Here is a 6,315-nt window from a genome sequence, read left to right as displayed (position 1 = left end):
GCCTGGGTCACCCGCCAGGAGTTGCGGATCGCAATCGTGACCTGGATCGAGCGCACCTACCACCGACGCCGGCGTCAGAGACGCCTGGCCCGATTGACCCCCGTCGAGTACGAGACCATCATGACCCCAGCCGCAGCTCTGGCTGCATAAACCCCGCTGTCACCCGATCATGCAGCAGTCCCGTTCCTTCGGTACGTCAGTAGCGGGCGGGGCGACCAGAGCGATTAGCACTCCGCCGGCGTGGAGGGCGGCGTCGCATAACCGAGCCAGATCACGGCTGGGCGCTTTGATGCCTCGTTCGACCTTGCTCAACTGCGCCTTGCTGTAGTGCACGACCGCGGATAGCGCTGTGAGACTCAATCCGGCGCCCAGCGCCGCTTCCTCAGCTCTGCGCCGAACTCGCTGGACGGCTGTGGCACGGAAACCTCCAGGACCGTCCATCCAGGTACAAGAGGGTTGCTGCACGAAAGAGTGCGGCACCCGTGACTGGACGGGGTCATGTCCCGCGTGGTGGTGTAGTCACGGCAGCTGTTTCGGTTCCGGTTGTGGGGTGATCTCGGGTTCGGCCGGCTTGGTGGTGAAGAGCTCGGCCATGGAGGCTTCGGAGAAGTACCGGCGGTCGAAGACCTGCCACTCGTCGTGGAGTTCGGCCAGCACCGCGGCGGCGAGCCGGTCCAGGGCGGCGGGGTTGGGGAAGACCTGGACGACGTCGGCCCGCCGTTTGATCTCCCGGTTCAGCCGTTCCAGCGGGTTGGTCGACCAGATCTTCTTCCAGTGCGCCGGCGGGAAGTCGGCGAACGCGGTGATGTCCGTTGCTGCATCCAGCAGCATCGACTTGATCTGCGGGAACTGCCGTCCGAGCATGTCGGCGACCACGTTCAGCTGGCTGCGCACCTGCTCACCGGTGGTCTGCGCGAAGATGGTGCGGATGGTGGCGGCGACCATCTCCCCGGAGCCCCTCTCGATCACTGAGAACACGTCCCGGACGAAGTGAACCCGGCACCTTTGCCAGGCCGCGCCGAGGAAAACGGTGCGGATCGCGGCCACCAGACCGCTGTGGCTGTCGGAGATGACCAGTTGGACGTTCTCCAGGCCGCGGGCCCGCAGCGAGCGCAGGAACATCGTCCAGAACGGCTTCGACTCACTGTCGCCGACCATCAGCCCGAGGATCTCGCGATGTCCGGTGGCGGAGATACCGGTGGCGATGACCACGGCCTGGGAGACGATCCGGTGGTTGACCCGGGCCTTGCAGTAGGTGGCGTCCAGGAAGACGTACGGGAAGACGGTGTGCTCCAGCGGCCGCTCCTTGAACGCGGTCAGTTCTTCGTCCAGCTCACCGCAGATGCGGGAGACCTCGGACTTGGAGATCCCGCTGTCCGCACCGAGCGCTTTGACCAGGTCGTCGACCGAGCGGGTCGAGACACCGTGCACGTACGCTTCCATCACCACGGCGAACAGCGCCCGGTCGATCCGCCGCCGGCGTTCCAGCAGCGACGGGAAGAACGACCCGCTCCGCACCTTCGGGATCTTCAGGTCCAGGTCACCGGCCTGCGTGGTCAGCACCCTGTCCCGGTGTCCATTGCGCCAGGTCGTGCGCGTCTGGGAGTGCTCGCGCGGCGCGGCACCGATCACGTCGGTGGCCTCGGCCTCGATGAGTTCCTGCAGGATGCGCTCGCACACCACCCTGATTGCTTCAACTCCGTCGGCCCGACGTAGTGACTCCAGCAGCCGCATCAGCTCAGACTGGGACAAGGCCATCGCGTGCTCCTCCGGTCGAACTGCCCGTTCACCAGAGAGACTTGCGCGATGGCCTGCCCTTGTTCAGGGAGCATGCACCGCCATCGGATGCACGCCCCCGAGCAGACACCCGCGCGTTCCGGGACACTGCCCGGCTACACCACTTCAAGGGACGCGATCCAGAGTCGCTCCGGCTCCGCCGGGACTCAGGCAACCTGCGCAGGCCGGGCGTTACCACTGAGGCTTGCGCACCGTGTCTTCTGCGAGGTCCCTGCCCCAATGCGGTCACGCGGGCCGACGGCGACAGGGCCCGCCGGCCTCTACGGCCGCCGGGCCGAATCGCCGGCCCGGCACCACGTTCTGTCATGGCGGGATGAGGGTTTGACGCCCCCTCACTCGCCGAGTAGATTGCATGCCAAATCAGATATCAGATCGGGGATGGAGGTTGAGGGGGTGCTGCTGACGACCGGGCAGGCCGCGCAAGAGCTGGGATGCGCGATCACCACCTTCCGGCGGCTCATCTCTGCCGGATTGCTGCCGGGCCTGTCCCACCGGGGCGTGCGCGTCATGGTCCCGCTCGAAGTCGTCCAGGCGCTGCAGACGCGCCACCAGGCACCGCTCGACCGGCTGCCGGACGGTGAAATCGCCGTCCTGCGCGTCGACGCCGCCCGGCCGACTCATGAAGAGGGGCGCTCGTGGCTCGGTTTCGCCGCCTCCCTTCCGCCCGATGATCTCCTGAAGGCGTTGCGCGGCTGGTGGCGGTGTGACGCGGCAAGCGCCGCATCCGGGGGATTGCTGCCGGTCACCTTGTCCGGCTACGTGGTAGCGGTACTGACCGGGCTCGAGCGGTGGGAGAAGAACCCCGAAGGCCGACACGCCTTCCCCGACGCCCGCCTGGCCGGTTACGTCACCGACCTGGCTGCCCCGCGTACGTCGATCACCTCGAGCCTCGACAGCGACCGCCGCCTCGCCGAGCTGTTGCTGGGCACCCGACTTCCCTCCCACTCGGGCGGTGCCATCGCCTATGTCACCACCCGCACCACCATCAGCTGAACGGCCCGGACAAGGAACGCCCGATGGACGCACAGAGCTACAGCAGCGCGCTTGCCGATCTGCGCACCCTGCGGGACCAGATCAAGAAGACCCGGGCCCTGCTCGCGAGGCAGGAAGCGGACCGGGACAAACTGATCACCCAGCTGGCCTCCTACGAGAAGGCCAAGGCAGAACGGATCGCCCCCGCGGCCGGACTGGGCGTGGCCGATATCGTCGCTCTCGTCCCTGCACTGGCCCCCGACAGCCTGTCCGTGAACGTCCCGCAGCCGCAGTCTCCACTTCCCCCATCGTCCCCGGCCCAGACGGTTTCTGCGGCCGGACCACAGCCGCCGCAACCGGCAGCGGCCGCCCCCTCACCCACCATCGCCTCACCTGCCGGGACGCACACCACACACCAGACGGCGCCGCAGGCACCGCAAGAGCCGCGCAGCCTGCCCTCCCTTCCCCAGGGCGCCGCTGGCGATGCCTGGTTCACCCACACCACCGGCCTGGCCTCCACGCGGCCGAACTTCACCCAGCAGGCCCGCTCCACCGTCTTCCTGGATACCGCCACCGGCGTCCTGGTGCACCGCGACCAGACCCATCACCTCGACCTCGGCGCAGCATCGGCCGCAGAGATCCTCACCGCCGTCTTTACCACCATCCCCGAAGGCGTGGAACGGATTTACATCACCGCCGGCGACCCCTGGCACCACGATGCCGACCGCTACCCCTACCTGCGCGACGCCGTCGCCGCCTGGCTCAGCGCCCCCATCCCGGGCTGGCGCACCGACACCGGCCGCGGCCGCGACCGGATGGCCGGGCACTTCGTCCACGCCCGAAACCCCGTCGGCCGCTACCAGCGCGACAACGGCGAGCAGCACGTGGAAATCCGCTCGGTGGGGGAGTGGTTCGACGTCGACGGCGACACCCCGCACACCGTCCGCGACGCCTTCGTCCTGCTGTGGCAGGCGCTGCGCCGGCACTGGAACGACGCGGTCCTCATGGGCTCCCCCTCGCAGACCGGCCGCGATTTGTGGACGCGCACCATCCCCACCCGCGGCCAGCACGCCGAGGGCTTCCCCGTCCTGTCGGAGGAACTGCGCGGCCTGCTGCACGCCACCGCAGGCCAGGGCCGCAACGAACTCATCACCCCGCCCCGCGTGCCCGAGCAGTTGTCCGAGCTCGTCGAGTACGACCGCACCTTCGCCTACGCCAAGCACACCTGGAAGTCCCCGGTCGGCACCCCCCGCCGCGTCACCGCCGCCGCCTTCGCCGCCTGGTCGCAGAAGGAGCAGATGCGGGCCCTGTACGGATGCGGGCACTGGCAGGTCCGCGTCACCGTGCCTGACGGCTGGGACCACGTCGGCCTGCTGCCCGCCCCTGCCCCCGGCGACCGTGCCTGGCACTACCCGGCCGCGCCCGGTACCACCTTCACCACTTGGGCGGGCGGCCCCGAACTCCACACCGCCCTGACCAACCCCATCCAGCCGTGGAAGATCGAGATCCTCGACGGCATCCTGTGGGAGGACGGCAAACCCCTCGACGACTGGGCCAAGAAACTCAAGGAGACCTGGACCAACCTCTCCGCCCAGGCCCACTTCCAGGGCGATGCCCAGCAGGCCCGTGCCGCTCACCTCGCTTCCCGCGCGGTGCGTTCCATCCTGCTGTACGGCATCGGCTCCTTCGCCCAGCGGCCCCGCATGGTCACCGGCACCACCCCCCGCAGTGCCGAGCGCGACGTGCCCGCCGACGCCGAGATCATCGGCTTCGACGACGAGTTGATCACATGGCAGAAGCCCACCGGCTTCGCCCGCGACCCCAACGCCCACCCCGAATGGGCCGCCGCGATCTGGTCCGGCGCGCGCGCCGCCCTGCTCACCCAGCGCCACCGCGACGACGACACCTACGTCGGTGCCCTGCACACCCCGCCCGGCACGGTCGTCGCCTTCCGCACCGATGCCCTCTACCTCACCCAGCCCCGCAACTGGCCCTACCACCACCAGCCCGGCGACTATCTCCTGCGCGGCCGCCTGTCCGGCCCCGTCACCGCCCCCACAAGCGAGGAAGAACTCCTCACGCTGCGGGATGCCGGACGCGCGGCCCTCACCGCTGAGCGGGAGGCCTGATGCCGCGCCGCCCCCGCCGCCGGCCTCAACCCCAGCCCAAGTTGAACGAAGCAGCCCGCCTCGCCGACCGGCTCCAAGCGGTCGGCTACACCAAACGCGACATCGCCCGCATCATCGACCGCGACCCCTCCCTGGTCTCGCAGTTCTACACCAAGAACAAGGGAGCCGCCTTCGTCCCCGCCCTCCGGCAGGTCCTGGCCGCCGTCGAAACCGGCGGCATCACCGACCTGCCCGAACTCGCAGCCATCGCCGCCCGCCACACCCAGCGGCGTACCACCGCCTCCGGCGCCCGCGCCCGGGTGCGTACCAAGGCCGTCCTGATCACCCCCGCCGGCTCCGGGTCCGGCCGCGTCGGTGCCCAGGCCATCGCCTCCGGCTCCGCCCGCCTGCGCCCCCTGATTGCCGAAGCAGCCCGCCTGGGCCTGCGCCTGGCCTTCACCGTGCGCCTGGCCAAAACCGGCTACCTGCACCCTTCCGGCAGCCGTACCGACTCACCGGGCATCCGCCGCGACGTCATCCAGCGCGCCGACCACAGTGAGGAACGCTCCTACGGTTCCGCCCAGAGCGGCGGCTTCGACGCCGCCGACTTCGCCCGCCGCGTGGACGCCGCGGGCGGCGACGTCACCGCCGCCGTGCACCAGTGGCTGGTGGAGACCGGGCGCATCCGCCCCGACGCTCAGATCATCCACCTCGAAATCCGCACCTGGCGCCCCCGCTGATGACGCGCCGGGCAGCGCCCCTCAGCCTTGCTGGCTGGCAGCCTCCTCGGGCTGTACCTCGTCCTCGGGCGCACCCGTCGGCTCCGGTGCGGCGCCGGTGTAGAAGACGGACTTGCCCTGCTTGCTGCGCTCGGCCTGGCTCTTGGCCACGAGTCCCTCGAGCGTGACCCGCACGACCTTGGTCGTGATCTGGCGATGGGGATGGGCCTGGCCGAGTGCCGTGGAGATCTCCGCGGCGGAGCGCGGTTCCTTCGACTCGGCGAGGTGGCGGCGGATGAGTTCGACCAGGGTGGGCTGGGCCGCCTTCGTGACCCCCTCCGCCTTGGCCGCAGGCTTCTTGACCGCCTTTTGCGGCGCGGAGGCGGATTTGCGTGCCCTCTGCTTCCCGCCCCGCGCGGCACTGGCATTCTTCCGGGGTGAGGGCACCGCGGCACTCTCGGACTCGGCCGCAGGCTCGGCCGGGGCTTCGGTGATGCCAAGGACCTGCCGCATGTTCACCAGCACGGTGTGGTCGTGCTGCAGGGCGGCCAACTGCTGTTGCAGGGAGGCGATGTCCGCCGTGATGCGTTCCTGCTCCTTGACGTTGCGTTCGAGGTCACCGCTCACCTGAGCGGCGTACAGCGATGTCAGTTCAGTGGCGGGAGTGGTTGTCTCGGGCATGGGTACTGACCTTTCCTCGGTGAACCAGCGTGCTGCGG

Annotated in this window: 6 protein-coding genes and 1 pseudogene; 4 read left to right on the top strand and 3 right to left on the bottom strand. The window is 69.5% G+C overall.

All coding sequences use genetic code 11. The annotated features are described in order from the left end of the window. A pseudogene (locus AC3ET3_RS35725) lies at nucleotides 1-150 on the top strand (IS3 family transposase); the annotation flags it as partial. A 9-nt stretch (nucleotides 151-159) separates the two neighbouring features. On the opposite strand, the gene AC3ET3_RS35720 reads toward AC3ET3_RS35725, so the two are convergent. Further along, nucleotides 160-441: a helix-turn-helix domain-containing protein gene (locus AC3ET3_RS35720; protein WP_435613695.1), complete on the bottom strand. Its 282-nt coding sequence runs from the start codon at nucleotides 439-441 to the stop codon at nucleotides 160-162. Between the two features lie 78 nt (nucleotides 442-519). After that, the gene (locus tag AC3ET3_RS35715; protein WP_435613694.1) at nucleotides 520-1,758 is read right to left on the bottom strand and encodes an IS256 family transposase; all 1,239 of its coding nucleotides are present in this window, start codon (nucleotides 1,756-1,758) and stop codon (nucleotides 520-522) included. A 432-nt stretch (nucleotides 1,759-2,190) separates the two neighbouring features. Between AC3ET3_RS35715 and AC3ET3_RS35710 the strand changes: the two genes are divergently transcribed. The 3 genes from AC3ET3_RS35710 to AC3ET3_RS35700 are packed head-to-tail and all read left to right on the top strand — an operon-like array spanning nucleotide 2,191 to nucleotide 5,617. Beyond that, nucleotides 2,191-2,790: a helix-turn-helix domain-containing protein gene (locus tag AC3ET3_RS35710; RefSeq protein WP_435613693.1), complete on the top strand. Its 600-nt coding sequence runs from the start codon at nucleotides 2,191-2,193 to the stop codon at nucleotides 2,788-2,790. A gap of 23 nt (nucleotides 2,791-2,813) precedes the next feature. After that, nucleotides 2,814-4,898, top strand: coding sequence for a hypothetical protein (locus AC3ET3_RS35705; RefSeq protein WP_435613692.1), 2,085 nt, complete (start codon nucleotides 2,814-2,816; stop codon nucleotides 4,896-4,898). Then, complete coding sequence (locus tag AC3ET3_RS35700) at nucleotides 4,898-5,617, top strand: helix-turn-helix domain containing protein (RefSeq protein WP_435613691.1); 720 nt, start codon at nucleotides 4,898-4,900, stop codon at nucleotides 5,615-5,617. Before AC3ET3_RS35705 ends, AC3ET3_RS35700 begins: the two co-directional genes overlap by 1 nt. Nucleotides 5,618-5,638: 21 nt before the next feature. On the opposite strand, the gene AC3ET3_RS35695 is transcribed toward AC3ET3_RS35700, so the two are convergent. Continuing rightward, nucleotides 5,639-6,315 (bottom strand): hypothetical protein (locus AC3ET3_RS35695; RefSeq protein ID WP_435613690.1); only part of this gene is annotated, 677 nt, incomplete at its 5' end.

It is taken from the genome of Streptomyces sp. bgisy159, assembly GCF_057707805.1.
The sequence above is the reverse complement of the archived record's forward strand: the minus strand, read 5'-3'. Positions and strand labels throughout refer to the sequence as shown.

Excerpts from the sequence above, each read along its gene's own strand:
- AC3ET3_RS35720 (WP_435613695.1), bottom strand. The coding sequence starts at position 441 with ATGGACGGTCCTGGAGGTTTCCGTGCCACAGCCGTCCAGCGAGTTCGG.
- AC3ET3_RS35715 (WP_435613694.1), bottom strand. The coding sequence starts at position 1,758 with ATGGCCTTGTCCCAGTCTGAGCTGATGCGGCTGCTGGAGTCACTACGT.
- AC3ET3_RS35705 (WP_435613692.1), top strand. The coding sequence starts at position 2,814 with ATGGACGCACAGAGCTACAGCAGCGCGCTTGCCGATCTGCGCACCCTG.
- AC3ET3_RS35700 (WP_435613691.1), top strand. The coding sequence starts at position 4,898 with ATGCCGCGCCGCCCCCGCCGCCGGCCTCAACCCCAGCCCAAGTTGAAC.